This is a genomic window from Dellaglioa sp. CoH-56-MRSF-10, assembly GCF_056782175.1.
Genome location: NZ_JBXAYF010000002.1, coordinates 251884 through 270856, shown reverse-complemented (window position 1 = coordinate 270856; position 18973 = coordinate 251884). Strand labels below are relative to the sequence as shown.

At 33.8% G+C, this 18973-nt stretch carries 18 protein-coding genes and 1 pseudogene; 17 read left to right on the top strand and 2 right to left on the bottom strand.

What is annotated here, in order from left to right; all coding sequences use genetic code 11:
- Positions 1-36 precede the first annotated feature (36 nt).
- From pheS to AC1RP4_RS03125, 5 genes are all read left to right on the top strand, one after another.
- Entirely contained in the window at positions 37-1083 is a 1047-nt protein-coding gene (gene pheS, locus AC1RP4_RS03145; protein ID WP_409022664.1) for a phenylalanine--tRNA ligase subunit alpha, read from the top strand.
- 5 nt (positions 1084-1088) lie between these two features.
- Positions 1089-3509, top strand: a complete 2421-nt coding sequence (gene pheT, locus AC1RP4_RS03140) for a phenylalanine--tRNA ligase subunit beta (RefSeq protein ID WP_481761221.1) — start codon at positions 1089-1091, stop codon at positions 3507-3509.
- A gap of 51 nt (positions 3510-3560) precedes the next feature.
- On the top strand, positions 3561-4697 hold the full coding sequence (gene mltG, locus AC1RP4_RS03135) for an endolytic transglycosylase MltG (protein WP_481761222.1): 1137 nt from the start codon (positions 3561-3563) through the stop codon (positions 4695-4697).
- Between the two features lie 83 nt (positions 4698-4780).
- A complete protein-coding gene (gene greA / locus AC1RP4_RS03130; RefSeq protein ID WP_481761223.1) occupies positions 4781-5263 on the top strand; it encodes a transcription elongation factor GreA in 483 nt (160 codons plus the stop codon).
- Positions 5264-5340: 77 nt separating this feature from the next.
- The gene (locus AC1RP4_RS03125; RefSeq protein WP_481761224.1) at positions 5341-6009 is read left to right on the top strand and encodes a potassium channel family protein; all 669 of its coding nucleotides are present in this window, start codon (positions 5341-5343) and stop codon (positions 6007-6009) included.
- A 49-nt stretch (positions 6010-6058) separates the two neighbouring features.
- On the opposite strand, the gene AC1RP4_RS03120 is transcribed toward AC1RP4_RS03125, so the two are convergent.
- Positions 6059-8695 carry a YfhO family protein gene (locus AC1RP4_RS03120; protein WP_481761225.1) on the bottom strand — a complete coding sequence of 879 codons (2637 nt, stop codon included), beginning with the start codon at positions 8693-8695 and terminating at the stop codon, positions 6059-6061.
- A gap of 235 nt (positions 8696-8930) precedes the next feature.
- Between AC1RP4_RS03120 and AC1RP4_RS03115 the strand changes: the two are divergent.
- From AC1RP4_RS03115 to AC1RP4_RS03085, 7 genes and pseudogenes are all read left to right on the top strand, one after another.
- Positions 8931-9824, top strand: a pseudogene (locus tag AC1RP4_RS03115) (peptidoglycan D,D-transpeptidase FtsI family protein); the annotation flags it as partial.
- Between the two features lie 108 nt (positions 9825-9932).
- On the top strand, positions 9933-11006 hold the full coding sequence (locus AC1RP4_RS03110; protein ID WP_481762408.1) for a penicillin-binding transpeptidase domain-containing protein: 1074 nt from the start codon (positions 9933-9935) through the stop codon (positions 11004-11006).
- Between the two features lie 167 nt (positions 11007-11173).
- The gene (gene rpmG, locus AC1RP4_RS03105; RefSeq protein ID WP_057973409.1) at positions 11174-11323 is read left to right on the top strand and encodes a 50S ribosomal protein L33; all 150 of its coding nucleotides are present in this window, start codon (positions 11174-11176) and stop codon (positions 11321-11323) included.
- 110 nt (positions 11324-11433) lie between these two features.
- Positions 11434-12108 carry a rhomboid family intramembrane serine protease gene (locus AC1RP4_RS03100; RefSeq protein ID WP_481761227.1) on the top strand — a complete coding sequence of 225 codons (675 nt, stop codon included), beginning with the start codon at positions 11434-11436 and terminating at the stop codon, positions 12106-12108.
- A 20-nt stretch (positions 12109-12128) separates the two neighbouring features.
- Positions 12129-12329 carry a YqgQ family protein gene (locus tag AC1RP4_RS03095; protein ID WP_409022657.1) on the top strand — a complete coding sequence of 67 codons (201 nt, stop codon included), beginning with the start codon at positions 12129-12131 and terminating at the stop codon, positions 12327-12329.
- A 31-nt stretch (positions 12330-12360) separates the two neighbouring features.
- Complete coding sequence (locus AC1RP4_RS03090) at positions 12361-13326, top strand: ROK family glucokinase (RefSeq protein WP_481761402.1); 966 nt, start codon at positions 12361-12363, stop codon at positions 13324-13326.
- A 20-nt stretch (positions 13327-13346) separates the two neighbouring features.
- Entirely contained in the window at positions 13347-13754 is a 408-nt protein-coding gene (locus AC1RP4_RS03085; protein ID WP_481761228.1) for a rhodanese-like domain-containing protein, read from the top strand.
- Positions 13755-13801: 47 nt separating this feature from the next.
- On the opposite strand, the gene AC1RP4_RS03080 is transcribed toward AC1RP4_RS03085, so the two are convergent.
- Complete coding sequence (locus AC1RP4_RS03080; protein WP_409022655.1) at positions 13802-13978, bottom strand: DUF3042 family protein; 177 nt, start codon at positions 13976-13978, stop codon at positions 13802-13804.
- 126 nt (positions 13979-14104) lie between these two features.
- Here AC1RP4_RS03080 and AC1RP4_RS03075 point away from each other — a divergent pair, with 126 nt between their 5' ends.
- The 5 genes from AC1RP4_RS03075 to glnA all read left to right on the top strand — a co-directional run bounded on the left by AC1RP4_RS03075 (position 14105) and on the right by glnA (position 18902).
- A complete protein-coding gene (locus tag AC1RP4_RS03075) occupies positions 14105-14842 on the top strand; it encodes a glycerophosphodiester phosphodiesterase (protein WP_481761229.1) in 738 nt (245 codons plus the stop codon).
- A gap of 2 nt (positions 14843-14844) precedes the next feature.
- The gene (gene miaA, locus AC1RP4_RS03070; protein ID WP_481761230.1) at positions 14845-15777 is read left to right on the top strand and encodes a tRNA (adenosine(37)-N6)-dimethylallyltransferase MiaA; all 933 of its coding nucleotides are present in this window, start codon (positions 14845-14847) and stop codon (positions 15775-15777) included.
- A gap of 12 nt (positions 15778-15789) precedes the next feature.
- Positions 15790-17043, top strand: a complete 1254-nt coding sequence (locus AC1RP4_RS03065) for a methionine gamma-lyase family protein (RefSeq protein WP_481761231.1) — start codon at positions 15790-15792, stop codon at positions 17041-17043.
- 100 nt (positions 17044-17143) lie between these two features.
- Positions 17144-17533: a MerR family transcriptional regulator gene (locus tag AC1RP4_RS03060; RefSeq protein ID WP_481761232.1), complete on the top strand. Its 390-nt coding sequence runs from the start codon at positions 17144-17146 to the stop codon at positions 17531-17533.
- 25 nt (positions 17534-17558) lie between these two features.
- On the top strand, positions 17559-18902 hold the full coding sequence (gene glnA / locus AC1RP4_RS03055; protein WP_409022650.1) for a type I glutamate--ammonia ligase: 1344 nt from the start codon (positions 17559-17561) through the stop codon (positions 18900-18902).
- Positions 18903-18973 lie beyond the last annotated feature (71 nt).

The following is an 18973-nucleotide window of genomic DNA, read 5'->3' as shown; positions in this document are numbered from 1 at the left end:
AATCTATCAAAACAACTAATAAAGGAGTCGATATTAATGGATTTAAAAGAGAAATTACTTGAGTTACAAGAAAAAGGCTTGAAACAAATTCGTGAATCAGAGGATCTAAAACAAATTAATGCTATTCGTGTTAATTTACTTGGAAAAAAAGGACCAATCACAGAAGTTTTAAGAGGTATGAAGGAATTATCAGCCGAAGAACGACCTAAAATTGGTAGCTTTTCTAATACCATTAAAAATGAGTTAGCTGAAGCTATTCGTGTGAAAAATGAAGAACTTGAAATTAAAATGACTGCTAAAAAGTTGGAAAAAGAAAAAATCGATGTAACGCTACCAGGTGCCCAAATTCAATTAGGGCAGCCACATGTTATTATGCAAGTGATTGAAGAATTGGAAGAGCTCTTTTTGGGTATGGGGTATCAAGTTGTTTCAGGTCCAGAAATAGAAGAAGACCATTACAATTTTGAAATGTTGAACTTACCTGCGGATCATCCCGCTCGTGATATGCAAGATACATTTTATATTACAAAAGAATTATTAATGAGAACACAAACATCACCCGTTCAAGCAAGGACAATGGAAACACATGATTTTTCAAAAGGACCATTAAAAATGGTTTCACCTGGTAAAGTTTATCGACGTGATACAGATGATGCAACGCATTCACATCAATTTCACCAGTTCGAAGGGTTAGTAATCGACAAACATATTACGATGGCAGACTTAAAGGGAACGATTGAACTGATTGCTAAAACAATTTTTGGAGAAGAACAAGAAATTCGGTTACGACCAAGTTACTTCCCATTTACGGAACCGTCAGTTGAAGTCGATGTGACCTGTTTTAAATGTGCGGGTAAAGGGTGCTCAATCTGTAAATACACAGGCTGGTTAGAAGTTTTAGGCGCTGGAATGGTACATCCTAATGTATTAAGAATGGCCGGTGTCGACCCTGAAGTATACGGTGGTTTTGCCTTTGGTTTAGGACCAGATCGTTTTGCGATGCTTAAATATAGTATCGACGATATTCGTCATTTTTATTTAAACGATAATCGATTCCTGTCACAATTTACGAAAAGAGGTTAGAGATAATGAAAGTATCTAAAAATTGGTTGAATGAATATTTAACATTAGAAATTGAACCTGAAATTATTGCTGAAAAAATAGCTCGTACAGCCGTTGAAATTGATAGCGTTGAACGTCCTTCTGAAGGACTTAAAAAAATTGTTGTTGGATATGTTGATAGTTTGGTACCACATCCAGACTCTGATCATTTAAATATCTGCCAAGTTGATGTTGGTGAAGGATCTCTTAGTCAAATCGTTTGTGGCGCACCTAATATTGCCGCAGGGCAAAAAGTTATTGTTGCATTACCCAATTCTAGAATTGCTGATAATGTTAAAATCAAACGTGGTAAAATGCGCGGACAAGCTTCTGAAGGTATGATTTGTGCATTACAAGAAATTGGATTTTCAGATAGTGTCGTGCCTAAAGAATTTGTAGAAGGTATCTACGTAATGCCAGAAAATGCAATTCCTGGTGAATCAGTCTTTGATTACTTAGGTATGAATGATGACATTATTGATATTGATGTGACACCAAATCGTGCTGATATGTTAAGTATGCGTGGGGTAGCACATGAACTATCTGCTGACTATGATGTTCCGGCAACATTTAAGCATCCAGAATTGAAAGAAACATCTACTGAAAAAATTGAAGATTACATTTCTTTATCGTTGCCTGATAAAACGTTAGCACCCACATATTCGATGCGCGTGATTAAAGATTTAACAATTAAAGCAAGTCCAATGTGGTTACAAATTCGTCTTTGGAACGCAGGCGTTAGACCTATTAATAATGTCGTTGATGTGACCAATTATATATTGATGGATTATGGTCAACCATTACATGCCTTTGATTATAATAAATTGGGAAGTAAAGATATTTTAGTAAGAACAGCTATTGCTGGCGAAAAGATTACAACACTAGATAGCGAAGAACGTGAATTAAAAGAAAAAGATATTGTGATTACAAATGGTAAAACACCGATTGCTATTGCTGGGACAATGGGTGGCGAATCAACACAAATAACCGACGAAACTGTGACAGTTGCGATTGAATCTGCAGTATTTAACAATTCAATGGTTAGAAAAACAGCACGCACACATGGTATTCATAGTGAAGCCTCAATGCGATTTGAACGTGGTATTAACGTTGAAACAGTACAAGAAGCACTTGATGCAGCAGCAGAGTTAATCGCTAATTTAGGTGATGGAACAGTTGTGTCGGGTACGGCAAGTGCAAGTAAGCTAGAAGCAGAGTCAACTTTTGTTGATACAACGGTGGCACATATTAATGGTGTACTTGGGACTGAATTATCAGAATCTGAAATCACTAAATTATTTAAACAATTAGGATTTACGGTTGTAAATCGCGATGGTACTTTAAATGTTGAAGTTCCTGCAAGACGTTGGGATATTAGTATTGAAGCAGATTTAGTAGAAGAAATCGCGCGTATTTATGGATACGATAATATTCCTTCTACACTACCAACTGGCAAAATGACTCCTGGTAAATATACTTATAAACAAAAAATGATTAAACAGGCGCGTCATATTTTGGAATCAGCTGGGTTATCTGAAGTTATTAGTTATGGATTAACAACGGAAGAAAAAGCTGGTAAATTTATTTTTGAAGAAAAAGATGTTTTTACGACAAATTTAATGTTCCCAATGAGCTCAGAACGAACAACAACAAGAATGAACTTAATCAGCGGGTTATTAGATGATTTAGCGTACAATGAAGCACGAAAATCTGACAATCTTGCTTTCTATGAACAAGGAAGAGTCTTTTTCCGCAGTGAGGGCGAAGAGCGACCTACTGAAATTGAACATATTGCAGGTGCAATGACAGGATTATTTAAACTTGCAAATTGGCAAAATGAAAAACAACCTGTTGATTTCTTCATGATTAAAGGTGTTGTTGAACAATTATTAACACAATTAGAATTAGTTGATGATGTTACTTATGTATCTTCTGAAAGTCATGAAGATATGCATCCAGGACGAACAGCTGATATCTATTTAAAAGATGAATTAATTGGTTTTGTCGGCCAAGTACATCCTAATTCAGCTAAAGAATTTAATTTAAAGGAAACATACGTTTTCGAATTAGATCTTCAAAAATTAGTTGATGCGAAAAAAGCAGACCGATTATTTGCGCCTATTTCTAAATTCCCATCAGTTACTCGTGATGTGGCCCTCCTAGTTGCTAATGATATAGCTAACAGTGAGATTGAAGCGTTAATTAAAAAACAAGGTGGAAAGTCTTTAATTGATGTTCATTTATTTGATCTTTATCAAGGATCTCATATTGAAAATGGCATGAAATCCCTTGCTTATACGTTAACTTATCAAGATATTACAAAAACTTTGGTTGAAGAAGATGTCACAAATGATTTTAACCGTGTTATCGAAGCTTTAAAAGAGACGCTTAGGGCTGATATTCGATAATTTAGGACGCAGCTTAATAATACTTATTATTAAGCGTGAGGAGGTTAAACAATGAAAAAAGATGATACATCTCCAGAATTACCGCCAGAGAATAATAAAAACCAGGCTAAGAAAATTATTGCAGGGGTCATTGCATTATTATGTATATTACTACTGACAATATTGTTTATGACCTATAGATATATCAAGGCATCTTTAGATCCACTAGATAAAAATAATAATAAAATTGAACAAGTTTATATTCCAATTGGATCAAGTACAAAACAAATTGGAACAATTTTAGAAAAAAATAAAATTATTAAAAGTGGTACGGTGTATACGTACTATGTCAAGCAAAAAAAGGTGTCACAATTTAAGGGCGGCTACTATCAACTTAAGGCATCTATGAGTTTGGATAAAATTGCTTGGACACTTCAACAAGGTGGAAGTAGTGAGCCTATACAAAATAAATTAGCGAAAGTATTAGTTGGTGAGGGAACAACAATTAACCAAATCGGTAAATCCATTTCAAAAGAAACAAATTTTTCATATAATGATTTTATTAAATTAATGAAAAATAAAACTTTTTTGGATTACTTAGATAAAAAATATCCAGATCTTTTAGATACCACTATGGCATCTAAAAACGTGAGATATCCTTTAGAAGGTTATTTGTTCCCAGCTACGTATACTGTTTATAAAAAAACAACGTTAAAAAATCTTGTTGAGCAAATGATTGTTAAAGCAAATGATGAATTATCGCCTTATTATGCAACAATAAAAAAACAAAAATTAACAGTACAAGAGGTCATTTCTCTCGCTTCATTAGTTGAAAAAGAGACGGAAAACCATAAAGATCGTCAAAAAATTGCCGGTGTTTATTTCAATCGAATTGCATCAGAAATAACGTTACAATCAAAAATATCAGTTAGTTATGCGCTAAATATACCGCAAAAAGATTTAACGTCAGCTGATTATTACGTGGATAAACCATATAATTTGTACGTTTATAAAGGATATGGACCTGGTCCATTTAACAATGCTAGTTTAGATTCTATCCAGGCTGTTTTGACACCATTGGACAGAAAGAAAGGTAATTTCTATTTTATTTTCAATTCAAATTCTAAAAAAATAGAATATTCTAAAACGTATGAATATTACCAAGCATTTTCACCTATGACACAGGCTGATAATGATTATGTTCAATAATCCACGCAACCGGTTTACAATCACAAAATTAAATGTTAACCTGATAGGCATATTGAACTTATTAATTTTAAGAGGAGTAAGTGATGGCAGAAGATAAAGTATATCCAATGACCGTAGACGGTAAAGTTAAACTTGAAGAAGAACTTGAAACATTAAAAACAAAAACGCGTGCAGAAATTATTAATCGTATTAAGATTGCACGTAGTTATGGCGATTTATCAGAAAATTCAGAATATGAATCAGCTAAAGATGAACAAAGTTTTGTTGAAGGCCGAGTTAAAACAATTGAACATATGCTCCATTATGCAGAAATTATTGATAACGCTGGTGTAGATGCTGACGAAGTTTCTGTTGGTAAAACAGTTTCATTTATGGAACCTGGTGAAGAGGAAGAAACATACACGATTGTTGGTGCGGCAGAAGCTGACCCAATGTCTGGTAAAATTTCAAATGAATCACCAATCGCTAAAGGATTAGTTGGCCATAAATTAAATGAAACAGTAACAATTGAAACACCAAATGGTAATTTTGAAGTCAAAATTACCGATGTTAAAGATAATTTATAAAAGCTAAATATAAAAGATTAAGTTGCAAATCATTTGTTACTTAGTCTTTTTTTATTAAATTAAGTAGGTGAGATAAGTTGAAAAAGAATTTTGCAATAATCGGTTTAGGTCGATTTGGTGCGAGTGTTTGCGAAACGTTGATTGAGTATGGGCAAGAAGTTTTAGTTATTGATAGGGATGAAGCTCGTGTAAATGATTATATGGATATTGCAACACATGCTGTTGTTGCCGATGCACAAGATGATGAAGCTTTAAAATCAATCGGTATTCGTAATTTTGATCATGTGATTGTCGCAATTGGTGAAGATATTCAAGCAAGTATCTTAGTCACATTGATGGTTAAAGAATTAGGTGTTCCTGTCGTAACGGCTAAAGCATTGAATAAATATCACGCTCGTGTACTCCAAAAGGTTGGGGCAGATCATATTGTTCATCCTGAACGAGATATGGGAATCAAGTTGGGTAGGGCATTAAGTTCTAATCATTTGTTAGATTACTTAGATTTAGATGATGATTACCGATTGGCAGAAATTGATATGACAGATCCGAGATATGTTAATAAGACATTAGATGAATTAAATTTCAGATCAACATTTAATTTAAATGTAATCAGTATTAGACGTGGTAAAGAAATGATTATTTCACCATTAGCAGATCAAATTATTTTACCAAATGATCAGGTACTGATTATTGGTGAAACAAAAGCTGTCACAGAATTTGATGAAAAAATGAACAAGACTAAATAAAAGGACAAGATTGCATATTGCAATCTTGTCCTTTTGTATTATACAAAAACTATTTAATCAATCTTTTTGTGTGAACGATAATTGGCTTAATAAGTATCAAGAGAATAGCCAAAATTGAGACGATCAAACCAATACCCATGTATGGTGGCCAATAGATAAGTTTAACGGTATGATTTCCCTTAGCAACTTTAAAGCTGAGAAAAGTATTCAATGATTTATTAGTTGCTACGGATTTACCATCAACTTTAACATGCCAACCTTTACTGTATGGAATCGTTGTAAAGACGACTTGATGATTACGTTTAACTGATATTGAACCTGTGATTGAATGTTGATTGTATTTTGTAACGTTTAATTCACTAGATTTTAGTTGCTTAATTTGGGATTTAAATGAATTAACATTCATTTGATAAAGCGTAAAGTTTTCTAAGAAAAGGGTTCTTTTCTTTAATTTAGCTGTCAGAACTATTTTTTTACCTTTATTATTGGATGCAATATTAACAACAACTGTATTTCGATACGTTTTATATTGTTTTAATTCGTGACCATTTAATTTAAATAAAACATTATCAGTACTTAATCCTGAACCTAAGGTTAAATAATAAGCATCGTTTGTTGTTGGTGTGTATGTGAAAGTGACTAGTCCAGATTTATTTAGTTTCGTTTTTGTTAGAATAGAATTTGTTAAATTAATTTGTGAACCAACGTTATCAAAATTGACAGTATTAAAATTAATTGGTGTAAATAAAGCATCGTTATTAATACCGGTTAGAGCAGATAACCAATCAGACTGATATCTTAATGGGTTAGTTGTTTTATTCTTGTTTGTCAATATAGTATCATTTGCTGCATAGCCAATTGATAAAGCATACGGATTTTTAACCGTTTCAGTTAACGAGTTATTTGAGACAGGTCTATAGTAAGCTGTATCAGGTTTTTCAGTTAGTGGTGTCAATGTTTCTAACTGTGTGTCCAATGCCTTAGAAGTCCGTAATTGTTTTGGTGTAAAAACGTACTTCATATTTAATAGGGCATCTGTTACCAAGGTACCATTTGAGTAAGTGACATAATTATCACCATCAGGTTGTCCTATCTTACCGTAAAAAGTTGGGATTGATTTTGAAAAAGCAGAACTAAAATGGGAACCGCTGAAAAAATCAGCTGACATGGCATCATTTTTAGTCCGACTGTATGTTTGTGCGACACGATAGAAAGAATTATCAATTTTTTTTAACGATTTACTTTCAGTTGCTAGGGCAGTCGTTGACACGTCGTATTCACTTGTAGATAAATAACTAATGTTATCTAATGAATAAACAGCGTTACATGACATCTCAGCTATTACACTTGCAAATAACAACCATTTGAATGAAGGTGATGCATGATCTTGGAACTGAATTAAAATTAACGTTAAAAGAATAAATAAAATTGATAGGAATAAAGTTTCATCAGATAAATAACTATAAGATTCTTTTGATATAAATAAGTACGTAAACATTCCGATGAATAAAAGACCTACAATACTCAATTTCCAGAATTTTATAGGATTAAAGTACTCAAATTGTTGAGCAGCTAAAAGGATAATCCAAAAGCAAAATACAAATGAAAAACGATAAGGATACCAAACTGGAAATTGCATTCCGTGCCATAGTAAATCTAAAGGTTCAAAGCACATCGATAGGATCAAGAAACTTGTGATTAAAAAAGAGACAACCCGTTCTTTAATTGAAAAACGGTTATTCATGAAATATAAGATAAAACCAATTAAAGCCAAACTCCCTACAAAAATATTAGGGAAACCAGAAGGCATTTGATCAAAATTGAATGAACCAATCACAAATTTTGAAAGCATCGCTAAAGGATTATATTCAATTTTTGCTTTAATAGATTCTTCCGTGTATTCTCCCTTACTTGAAAGCAATGAGAATAGAGTTGGAAAGAGGATAATTGCTGAAATTGCTACAGAAACTAGAGATTTATAGATGAAAATCCATGATTTTTTAAAAAATTGTTTAACTGATAGAGATACACGACTTGTTGTATATAAGAAATATAAAATCATAAAAAGACAGACCATATAACCCATATAATAGTTAACGATTAAAAGTAACGCAAGCCACCAAGTATAAGCCCAACTTTTTGAATTCAACTGTAATTTTTCAAAGCCTAAAATAACTAAAGGTAATAGAATAACAGCGTCTAACCATAATAAATTAAGTTGGTTAGCAATCGTCCAACCCATTAGCGCATACGCTGTGGCAAATAATGGGATATAAAGTGAAGTCATTCTTGTTGTTTTCTTTAATAATAAACCGAACGTAAGGCCTGATAAGGCATATTTTAAAAGGGTGACTACCATAACACCCGCTAAAATTGATTTTCCTGGAAATACTAAGAAAATAAGATTAAAAGGACTCATTAAGTAGTATGCCCACTCACCTAACATATCACCACCAATTGCTTGTGAAAATGAATAGAAAAAACTAGTAGGATGATGGAGAAGTGTGGCTCTAAAATAAGAGAAAAAATCAATATATTGCTGACCTAAATCAACAGTTAATAGAGAACTATTCCCAAAAGGATACATTTTGCGGCCAATAAAGTAACAAAGCATAATGAATAAAGGAATAAGGAAACTTAGAAGGAGTACATGATTCTTTTTAAGATAATTTTTAAGCTTAACCATTTTAAAACCTCTCTGACTATTAATGTATGGTAATAAGAATAGCATATTTGGGACTTTACCGCATAAATCAGCAGCAGATAAAAATATATTTAATCTGATTATTAAAGTTTTTATTATAATATAAATTGTTAGCCTGTTTATTGGGCCAATGAATCTTAAAAATGTGGTAATATGGTAAATGATATATTTATACGAATTAAAAGACTAATAATGATACAGTGAGAGGTAATTAAACGTGAAACTTCCAAAAACAAAACAAGGTCGAAGCAAACAAAATAAATCACATATTCCATTTAGATTAAATTTCCTGTTTTTTATTGTTTTCCTACTTTTTGCAGCATTACTGGCGCAGTTAGCCTATTTACAAATTTTAAACGGAGCTTCATTTGAAGCGACAGTTAATAGTACGGATACGACAACAGAAACTAAGAATGTACAGCGTGGGATGGTTTATGACTCAACAGGTAAGGTTCTAGTTGGTAATAATTCTTCTCGAGCAATTACTTATACAAAAGGATCAGGTATCCTATCGCCTGATTTATATAAGATAGCTAATAACTTAGTAACCTATGTCAGTATTGATACGAGTAAATTAACAGACCGCAATGCTGCTGATTACTACTTAGCGGATAAGGGGCATTTAAAAGCTGTCACTGCTGCTGTAAAAAAAGAAAAAAATTTAACATCTGCTGAGTTAAACAAATTATCAACTACTGATTTTAATACATTGACAGTAGCATATGCTGTTAAAAATAACATTGATTCATTAACTGATGAAGAAAAAGAAGCTGCTACTGTTTTTGGGAAAATGACGGGTGCTTATTCATTATCAACTGTTTACTTAAAAACCTCTGATGTTTCCGATAAGGAGATGGCTGAAGTAGGTGAACATTTATCAGGGATGAATGGGATTAAAATAGGAACTAACTGGTCACGAAGTTACCCAAATGGTAAAAGTATGAACAGTATCATCGGAAATGTCACTAGTGAAGCTACTGGGCTACCTAGTGATAGCGTGGAAACGTTAATGACTGAAGGTTATTCACGAAATGATAGTGTTGGTCAGAGTTATTTAGAAAAACAATATGAAGATGTTTTAAAAGGAACAAAGTCACAAACTAAGGTTGAAGTGGCTAATAGTAAAATAGTAAAACAAGTACAAGAATATAGTGGTAAAAAAGGTGATAATCTCGTCTTAAATATTAACGCTAAATTCCAAGCTCAAGTTCAAAAGATTATGAACGATAGTGTGAAATCAATTGCTGGAAGCAATCCTTATAATCCAGGGGCCTACGCAGTTGTCATGAACCCAAATACAGGTGCCGTTTATGCAATGGCCGGTGTTAATCGAAATATTAAAACAGGTAAGATTACGGATGATGCTTTAGGGTCGATTAATCAAGTATTTACCATGGGTTCTGTTGTAAAAGGTGCTACGGTTATGGGAGCTATGATGGATGGGGCAATTACACCAACTAGCAATACCATAACTGATGAACCTATTAAGCTTGCTGGGACAGCTCCTAAGTCATCATGGTTTAATACATCTGGTTCAGCTAACGTTGCGTTAACAGCTTCTGATGCATTAATGGTTTCTTCTAACTCGTACATGATGCAGTTAGCAATGAGAGAAGGCGGATTCAAATATTCAAGTGGTTCTTCACTGGATATGTCGAATTCAATTTTCCCCAAAATGCGTGGTTACTTTAATCAATTCGGACTTGGTATCAAAACAGGTGTTGATTTACCTGGTGAGTCAACTGGTTTTGAGGGTGTAGCTAACCAAACAAATATTGGTAAAGCACTTGATTTATCTTTCGGAAATTATGATTCATATACAACTATTCAATTAGCGCAATACATGTCAACGATGGCTAATGGTGGTACAAGATTACAACCACAAATTGTAAAAGCGATTCGTTCAACAAATGAGGATGGTTCTTTAGGTTCTGTTCAAACTGAAATGACACCTAATATTTTAAGTACAGTTAACGCAACAAAATCAGAATTTGATGTTGTTCAATCAGGATTTTATAAGGTTGTTCATGGATCAAGTTCATTGAGAACTGGGAATGCGATGAGTGATGTAACACCATCAATTTCAGCTAAAACAGGTACTGCTCAAACATTCTATGGAACATCTGAAACTGAAGCACTTAGTTTGGCTTCATATGCACCTTCTAACAAGCCTAAAGTGGTCGTTGCACTCGTTTTCCCTGGAATGGCTAATAATACAGGTAGTGCTGTGAATGGTCAGGCAGCAGTTTCAATTTATTCAGCATTTTGGAAAACTGTTGAATCTGATAAATAATATTAAGGAAATAAGTCATCTAATACCTGATTTTATTGCTGTAAAGTAAATTTCCTTAACAAATAAAAAAAAACACTAGCGTTTACTTATTAATAATGATATTATATAAGACGTTAAAGACTAATTGTCTTATGAAATTATGAAGAAATATATGGAGGGTTGCAACCATGCGTGTACACATTACATTAGAATGTACGGAATGTCATGAACGGACATACCTATCAAGTAAAAACAAACGTAATAATCCAGATCGTGTTGAGCTTAATAAATTTTGCCCACGTGATCGTAAGGTTACTTTACATCGCGAAACAAAATAACAACGGGAATTTTCCTGTTGTTTTTTTGTTTTAAATAACTTTTATACTAGTTGAAATAAAATCTTGTAAACGTTATTTTGTAAATTTTTATATGAAATAAGGAGCTATCTATGAATTTGGCAAAATACAAAAATACACCATTTATGACGTACTTTTTTATTGGATTATCAGCAATTGTTTTCATCGCAATGACACTTGCTGGTGGTAGTCAAGACACAAATGTATTAATTGAATTTGGCGCTAAATATAATCCACTGATCATGGACGGCGAGTGGTGGCGATTATTTAATCCCATATTTTTACATATTGGATTTGAACATATTGTCCTTAATATGGTTACATTGTATTTTATTGGTATCCAAATTGAGATGTTATTTGGTCATTGGCGTTTTACAGGCATTTATTTGCTTGCTGGAATTGCTGGCAATATTGCAAGTTTCACGTTCAGTCCAGATACTATTTCGGCAGGCGCTAGTGGTGCTATTTTTGGTTTATTTGGGGCATTCCTAATGTTAGGTGATAATTTTAGAAAAAGTGCCTATTTTAGACAAATGTCGCAGCAATTTTTACTATTCATTGTGTTAAATCTTGCGTTTGGGTTTATGTCGTCAAGTACAGATAATGCAGCTCATATTGGCGGTATTTTATCTGGATTCTTAATCGCAACGACTGTAGGCGCACCAAGATTGGCACGAATCAGTCATATTAAACAGATAGCTGCATTCGTTATTTTAATTATTATCAATTTAATTCTGATTAAAATTGGAATTTCTAATAGTATCTAGTTTAAGGTGGTGACCGTTAATTGAAAAATTTGTATGATGTCCAACAACTATTGAAACAATTTGGTGTGTACGTTTATGTTGGTAAACGTATGTGGGATATTGAATTAATGGCATTGGAATTAGATAATTTACATCGATCAGGAGTGATTGATGACAAAATCTATGCTAGAGCTAAAATTGTACTATCTCATGAACATCGAGTTGAAGAACAAAATAATTGAGAGTGTAAGTGGAGGAATTTGAATAATGGTAATTGAAAAAAAATTAATTGGTGTCGACTTAGGTGGCACAACAGTTAAATTCGCTATTTTAACTGAAACAGGCGATATTCAACAAAAATGGAGTATTGAAACAAACGTTCTTGATGAAGGCTCACATATTGTGCCAGATATCATTGCTTCAATTAATCACCATATCAGACTATTTGATATGACTGCTGATCAATTCGTTGGAATTGGTATGGGCTCACCAGGTACAGTAAATCGTGCAGATGGAACTGTTATTGGTGCATATAATTTGAACTGGAAAACATTGCAAAATGTTCAAGCAGATATTGAATCCGGTACACAAATTCCATTTGCTATTGATAATGACGCCAACGTTGCTGCTTTAGGTGAACGTTGGAAAGGCGCTGGCGAAAATGATGATGAAGTTGCCTTCATCACGCTTGGAACTGGTGTTGGTGGCGGTATTATCGCTAACGGTGCATTATTACATGGTGTTGCTGGTGCTGGTGGCGAAGTTGGACATATTACAGTTGAACCTAATGGCTACATGTGTACTTGTGGTAAGCATGGTTGTTTAGAACAATATGCTTCAGCTACTGGTGTTGTACGTGTAGCTCGTGATATGGCTGAAGAGTTTGCTGGCCAATCAAAATTAAAAGAAATGTTAGATGACGGACAAGAAATTACATCTAAATTAGTTTTTGATTTAGCTAAAGAGAATGATGTTTTAGGTAAAATGGTCGTTGATAAGGTATCGTATTATCTTGGACTAGCTTGTGGTAACTTAGGTAATATGTTAAATCCAGCATATATTGTTATCGGTGGCGGTGTTTCTGCTGCTGGAACGTTCCTATTAGATCAAGTTACTAAATACTTTAAACAATTTTCATTCCCAACAGTTCGTTCATCAACATCATTAAAATTAGCACAATTAGGAAATGAAGCTGGCGTTATTGGTGCCGCTTCACTTGCTCGTCAGTTTATTAAATAATAATTGAGGGGAGAACTAGTATGATTTTAGGAGCAGTAAAGGTTAGTTTAATAATTAATATCATTTTGATTATTATTTTAGTTGGGTTAGCTGGTAACCAATTTTATCTTTGGTATATGGGTCGCCGTGCAGCTAAATTAGTAACAAATGAAGAATTTAATGAAGGTATGCGTAAGGCGCAAGTTGTTGATTTACGTGAAAAAAGTGAATTTGATGCTTCTCATATTATGGGAGCAAGAAATATTCCCTATTCTCAATTTAAAACAGCGATTGGTGGTTTAAGAAAAGATTTACCTCTTTACTTATATGACCAAGGTAAATCGATTAGTACTCGAGCAGCCTATAAATTACACAAACAAGGCTATACAGATATTACTATTTTGAAAACAGGTTTTTCAAAATGGGATGGTAGAACAAAAAAACGCTAAAAAGAAAAAGCATTGAGGAATGAAAATTCTTCAATGCTTTTATTAGTTTATGAATGGTGTGATGAACGGCTCTTACGTGTTGCACGTTTACGGTTTTCTTCAATCATTTGTTCTTTTTCTTCGATGGGTGCAACAACAGTTTTTTTAAAGGCAAAGACGCTACCAACTAATGCGCCTACAGTTGCAGCAGTTCCGACTAAGAAACCTTTTGAAAAGTTTTTCATTATGTAGACCTCCTTATTCATTTGACATCTTTATTATGACTTATTCAATCTAAAATTGCCACTAAAAGCACCGCTATTTTACGATTAATGATATAATAATTTTTGAAAGTTAGGGGTGACTTGTATATGCAGACCAAAATTTATGCGCATCGCGGAAGTAAGGGAACCAGACCAGAAAATACGTTAGTTAGTTTTCAGGCCGCAATAGATGCAGGAGCCGACGGCATTGAGACTGATGTTCAGTTGTCTAAAGATGGTGAACTAATCATTATGCATGATGAAAAAATTGATAGGACCACAAATTTAACAGGTAAGGTAGTAAATCTGACACTAGCGGAATTAAAAAAAGCAGATGCAGGAATTAAATTCAGTTCTGACTATCAAGGTGAACAAATTCCAACATTAAAAGAAGTAATTGAGTTGTTAAAAGATAACAACTTTAAAGGCACTTTTAATTTAGAATTAAAAACGAATCATATAGAATACCAAGGTATAGAAGAACTTGTAAATAAACAAATGGAACAATTACCATCAGATATTCATCTTTTGTATTCTAGTTTTAATCCAAACTCAATTCGTAGAATGCAAAAAATTAATCCTGATGCAGAATTCGCGAGTTTATTCCAATTTAAAATTAAAGAGTCGCGTCAATTGGCTAAGCATCATTTAATCACTAGCTTACACCCTGATGTGACCTGGCTGAGAGAACGACATGGCTTATTTTGGCCAAAGCTACTGATTCGCCCTTGGACAGTTAATTCAGTTAAGGATATGACTTATTGTTTTAAAAAGAAATATGATGCCATTTTTACAGATTTTCCTGCAAAAGCAATAGAAGTACGAAAAGATATTCAAGGAGATTAGAAATGACGCAAAAAGTATTGTTAATTGTTGGGCCAACTGCAGTTGGTAAAACTGATTTATCGATAAAATTAGCAAAAAAATTTAATGGTGAGATTATTTCAGGCGATTCTATGCAAGTTTACCGGAAATTAGATATAGGGACGGCTAAAATTACAGAAGATGAGATGGATGGAATTCCACATTATTTAATTAATCACAAGAATAGTGATGAACGTTATTCAGTCGCTGATTTTACAGTCGAAAGTCGCGCAGCAATTAGTGATATTGCCTCTAGAGGGAAATTACCAATAATTGTTGGTGGGACCGGATTTTATTTACAGGCATTACTTGATAATTTTCAATTGGGAACAGATAATGACGACGATTTAAATTTAAGAAAAGAATTACAAGAACGTAGTGAAAAAATCGGTCCTGAGGCACTTTGGCAAGAATTAGAAAGCTTAGATCCAAATGCAGCATTAAAAATTCCAGTTAATAATACGCTACGAGTAATCAGGGCATTAGAGGTTATTAAAAAATCAAATCAATTGTTTTCGGCGCAAGCGGATCAAAAAACGGATGAGTTTAACCCCTTTATTATTGGGTTATCGACTGATAGGTCAGTGCTATATGATCGGATTAATCGTCGAGTTGACCTTATGATTGGTTCCGGGCTGATTGATGAAGCAAAATGGCTTTTTAACCAAAAAACCAATGATTTACCAGCTAGTAAAGGTATTGGATATAAAGAGCTATATGCTTATTTTGAAGAAAAACAATCACTTGATGAAGCGACAGAGTTAATAAAACGCAACTCAAGGCGTTACGCAAAACGACAATTAACTTGGTTTAGAAATAAAATGGCAGTTAACTGGTTTGATTTAATCGAGCATCCGGAACAACTAAGTAAAATAGAAATACAAATAGTGGATTGGTTAAAAGGACAAAAGTCATAAGGAGAAGAATATATGCAAAAATGGATAGATAATTTATCACAGGAGTTAGCAAATGTTGTAGGAGAAGTTGATACTCAAATTGAACCAAGACTAAAAGAAATTGATGAACAGGTTTTGTTTAACCAACAAAAAGTCTTGGAAGCTTTTAAGAAAAATAATGTTTCTGAAACATATTTTGCCGGATCAACAGGATATGGATACGACGATATCGGCCGCGATGGACTTGATCGTATCTATGCAGATGTTTTCAAAACAGAAGCGGCAATGGTGAGACCACAAATTGTTTCAGGAACGCATTCAATTTCAACAGCCCTTTTTGGTATGTTACGACCAGGGGACGATTTATTATATATTACTGGGATGCCATACGATACGATTCAGGAAGTTATTGGTATTTCTGGAACGGGTATTGGTTCAATGAAAGAATATGGTATCGGGTTTGATTACGTCCCATTAACGGCTGACAATCATATGGATTCTAATGGTTTAAAAGAAAAGTTAACGGATAAGGTTAAAGTTGTTGCAATCCAACGTTCTCGTGGGTATGCAACTAGAGATAGTTTTATGGTATCTGAAATTGCTGAGATGATTAAAGAAGTTCGTAAAATTTCAAAAGATGTGATTATTTTTATCGATAACTGCTATGGTGAATTTTCTGAAACAATTGAACCAACAGAGGTAGGTGCTGATATCATGTCAGGGTCACTAATTAAAAATGCTGGTGGTGGTTTAGCTAAAACGGGTGGTTACATCGTTGGACGTGCTGATTTAATTGAAAAAGCTGGTTACCGCCTAACAACACCTGGTACTGGTAATGAAGAGGGCGCCACCTTAAATGTTATGAGAGATTTTATTCAAGGGTTCTTTTTAGCACCTCATGTAACAGGTGAGGCAATTAAAGGTGCTATCTATACGAGTGCATTACTTGAAAAAATGGGATTAGATGTGTCACCAAAATGGGATGCACCAAGAACTGATCTCATTCAAACGGTTAACTTTGGTAAACCAGAACCAATGGTTAAGTTTGCTCAAGCTATCCAACGTGAATCTCCCGTTGATGCATATGTTGAACCAAAACCAAGTGATATGGCTGGTTATGAAGATAAAGTTATTATGGCTGCGGGTACTTTTGTTGAAGGTGCTAGTGTCGAATTGTCAGCTGATGGTCCAATAAGAGAACCTTATACGCTTTATGTTCAGGGTGGGTTAACGTATGCGCATGTTAAGTTAGCAGTTACAGCTGCAGTTGAAAAAACATTCTATTGAACAATCGACTGTAAGCTATGTTATAAAATCTAACATTGTACGTTGACAGTCATTTATTTCCTTGTTACTATAAGGATGTAATTAAAAAGGAGGCTTGTTTATGAAAGAGAAGGAACTCAGACGATCATTAGCGGTATTACCAATTGGAACGGTAATGAAATTAACGGACTTAACGGCTCGTCAAATTCGTTATTATGAGGAGCAGGAGTTAATTATGCCCCAAAGAAATGATGGTAATCGCAGAATGTATTCACTGAATGATATTGATAAGTTATTTGAAATTAAAGATTATTTAGATGAAGGCATGAATATGGTTGGCATTAAAGAAATTTATTTTGAAAAGGAAGCACAGGCTAAAAAGCAACGCAAATTGTTAGAAAAGCCTTTGACAGATAATGATGTTAGACATATTTTTCAAAATGAATTTCTTTCAGTTAGTGGACTTAAAAATCCTGACGATCCTTCTTTTAACACAAACAAGCGTCTATAAATTATAAATACTGAGGAGAGATAAAATGGCAAAAGCTGCATACACTAAAGATGACATTGTTACAATGGCAAAAAAAGAGAACGTTAAATTTTTAAGACTTATGTTTACAGATTTATTCGGAATTATTAAGAACGTGGAAGTTCCGATTAGCCAACTAGACAAATTATTAGAAAACAAATTAATGTTCGATGGTTCTTCAATCGACGGATTCGTTCGAATCGAAGAAAGTGATATGTACTTATACCCAGATTTATCAACTTGGATGATTTTCCCATGGGAACATGAACATGGAAAAATTGCGCGTATTATTTGTGAAGTTTATAACGCTGAACGTAAACCATTCCAAGGTGATCCAAGAAATAACCTTATCCGTGTCTTAAAAGAAATGAATGATTTAGGGTTTACTGAATTTAATATTGGACCTGAACCAGAATTTTTCTTATTTAAATTAGACCCTATAACGGGAAAACCTACAACACAATTAAACGATAAAGGTAGCTATTTTGATTTAGCACCAGTTGATTTAGGTGAAAATTGTCGTCGAGATATCGTGTTAGAACTTGAAAACATGGGTTTTGATGTTGAAGCTTCTCATCATGAAGTAGCACCTGGCCAACATGAAATTGATTTTAAATACGCAGATGCTTTACAAGCCTGTGATAACATCCAAACATTTAAATTAGTCGTTAAAACGGTAGCTAGAAAACATGGTCTACATGCGACATTTATGCCAAAACCATTGAATGGAATTAATGGTTCAGGGATGCATATTAATATGTCATTATTTCATAAAGATGGTAATGCATTCTTTGATGAAAAAGATAAGATGCAATTATCTGAAGATGCCTACCACTTCTTAGGTGGTTTATTACAACATGCACGTGGTTACACAGCAATTACTAATCCAACAGTTAACTCATATAAACGTCTTGTCCCTGGATTTGAGGCACCTGTTTATGTTGCTTGGTCTGGACGTAACCGATCGCCATTAGTTCGTGTACCAATGGCTCGTGGGTTATCAACTCGATTAGAGTTAAGAAGTGTTGATGCAACTGCTAATCCTTATCTTGTTATTGCGGCTATTTTAGAAGCAGGACTTGATGGACTTAGAAATAAAGTTGTACCACCTGCATCTGTTGATAGAAATATTTACGTAATGAACCGTCAAGAACGCCAAGATAATCATATTAGTGACTTACCATCGACACTACACAATGCCATTAAAGCATTGGAAAAAGATGATATCATGGAAAAAGCAATGGGTCCTCATTTATATCCAAGCTTTATTGAAGCCAAAAAATTAGAATGGGCTGCTTACCGTCAAGAAGTTTCTGAATGGGAAAGAGATCAATATTTAGAACTTTATTAAAAAAAGTGTAATAAAGGTTTGAAATGACTAACTAAATGATTGATAATGAAACTAGGACAAGTAAAATTGTT

Bases quoted from the DNA above. Each gene is read 5' to 3' on its own strand.
- greA (WP_481761223.1), top strand. From the start codon at position 4,781: ATGGCAGAAGATAAAGTATATCCAATGACCGTAGACGGTAAAGTTAAA.
- AC1RP4_RS03075 (WP_481761229.1), top strand. From the start codon at position 14,105: ATGCAGACCAAAATTTATGCGCATCGCGGAAGTAAGGGAACCAGACCA.
- AC1RP4_RS03065 (WP_481761231.1), top strand. From the start codon at position 15,790: ATGCAAAAATGGATAGATAATTTATCACAGGAGTTAGCAAATGTTGTA.
- AC1RP4_RS03120 (WP_481761225.1), bottom strand. From the start codon at position 8,695: ATGGTTAAGCTTAAAAATTATCTTAAAAAGAATCATGTACTCCTTCTA.
- mltG (WP_481761222.1), top strand. From the start codon at position 3,561: ATGAAAAAAGATGATACATCTCCAGAATTACCGCCAGAGAATAATAAA.
- AC1RP4_RS03110 (WP_481762408.1), top strand. From the start codon at position 9,933: ATGAACGATAGTGTGAAATCAATTGCTGGAAGCAATCCTTATAATCCA.
- rpmG (WP_057973409.1), top strand. From the start codon at position 11,174: ATGCGTGTACACATTACATTAGAATGTACGGAATGTCATGAACGGACA.
- miaA (WP_481761230.1), top strand. From the start codon at position 14,845: ATGACGCAAAAAGTATTGTTAATTGTTGGGCCAACTGCAGTTGGTAAA.
- AC1RP4_RS03060 (WP_481761232.1), top strand. From the start codon at position 17,144: ATGAAAGAGAAGGAACTCAGACGATCATTAGCGGTATTACCAATTGGA.
- AC1RP4_RS03080 (WP_409022655.1), bottom strand. From the start codon at position 13,978: ATGAAAAACTTTTCAAAAGGTTTCTTAGTCGGAACTGCTGCAACTGTA.
- AC1RP4_RS03100 (WP_481761227.1), top strand. From the start codon at position 11,434: ATGAATTTGGCAAAATACAAAAATACACCATTTATGACGTACTTTTTT.
- glnA (WP_409022650.1), top strand. From the start codon at position 17,559: ATGGCAAAAGCTGCATACACTAAAGATGACATTGTTACAATGGCAAAA.
- AC1RP4_RS03085 (WP_481761228.1), top strand. From the start codon at position 13,347: ATGATTTTAGGAGCAGTAAAGGTTAGTTTAATAATTAATATCATTTTG.
- pheS (WP_409022664.1), top strand. From the start codon at position 37: ATGGATTTAAAAGAGAAATTACTTGAGTTACAAGAAAAAGGCTTGAAA.
- pheT (WP_481761221.1), top strand. From the start codon at position 1,089: ATGAAAGTATCTAAAAATTGGTTGAATGAATATTTAACATTAGAAATT.